The 981-nt window shown below is 58.6% G+C and carries 1 protein-coding gene; it reads left to right on the top strand.

Annotated elements, in window-relative coordinates; translation table 11 throughout:
* The first annotated feature begins 376 nt into the window (after window positions 1-376).
* On the top strand, window positions 377-643 hold the full coding sequence (locus tag SPK54_RS13615) for a hypothetical protein (protein ID WP_330948408.1): 267 nt from the start codon (window positions 377-379) through the stop codon (window positions 641-643).
* Window positions 644-981: the final 338 nt, after the last annotated feature.

Genomic DNA, 981 nt, shown 5'->3' with positions numbered 1-981 from the left:
TCACAAGACAGTTGCTGAATTAAGCCGCGCCGCGAAGCGGCGTCGGCTTGAATGAATTGTTATGCGACTGTAGTGCAACACGAAGCCGTGTTCTAGGTGGATCTGTTTCCACACAAGCTCCGAAGCGAGAACCGGTTTGAAGGGGTGAGGACAGTTCGCGGCGTGACCGCTTTGCGAGGCCTTGGTGGAAATAGTTCACATGGCCTGGTGTGCGCGAGCCGACAGCGCAGCGGGAACACAGCTCAGCCCATCACAACCGACGCATAACGGCTGAGTTCATGCGGGCCGCGAAGCGGCCTCGCATGGAACGAATTGTTAGGTTGGCAAGGCAAAGGAGATTGAAGTGCAAACACTTTGGTACGCCGATACGAGCCGCATGGAAGTCCGCGAAGTTCAGGGGACGGCATGGCCGGACAACGACAGCGAAGGCAATCAGATATACGAAAACTCACACTACAAGACCGAGGCGAAGGCTTGGGATTGCGTGCTGCGGAATGCCGAAGCCGGCGTGAAACTCGGCGCTGCCATGGTTGTGAATTGCCGCCAGCGATTGCTGGAGGCGGAGCAGAGAGCGGCGCAGGACGCGGTGAACTACGCGAAGGCCAAGGCCGGCCATGAACTTCACTGCCAACCTAACGCCTGAGTTAAGCCGGCCCGCCCGTTGCGGTCCGGTTCGGTCCGAGACCGCGAAGCGGGCTCGGCTTGAACGACTTGTTAGGCAAACTGTAGGGCAGCACGAGGCCGCTTGCTAGGTGGATCTGTTTCAGCACCAAGTCCGAAGCGAGAAACAGCCTGAAGAGGCGAGAGCAGATCGCGGCGTGGATGCTTCACCTGACAAACATCACTTGGAACTGCGCGATGCGAATTGCGCGCGAAGAGCCGGTTGCGCCAAGAACCGAAAGAAGCAATTCAGCCGATGCCTAACACCTTATGTCTTCAGTTTCCCCTAGCCTAAGAGCCGAGAGCCCGGCGTGCGCGCCC

The organism is Thermomonas sp. LB-4 (assembly GCF_036409385.1).
Classification (GTDB): domain Bacteria; phylum Pseudomonadota; class Gammaproteobacteria; order Xanthomonadales; family Xanthomonadaceae; genus Thermomonas.
The sequence above is the reverse complement of the archived record's forward strand: the minus strand, read 5'-3'. Positions and strand labels throughout refer to the sequence as shown.

What these genes read in the sequence shown, in the direction of transcription:
- SPK54_RS13615 (WP_330948408.1), top strand. Translation starts at nt 377, where the DNA reads ATGGAAGTCCGCGAAGTTCAGGGGACGGCATGGCCGGACAACGACAGC.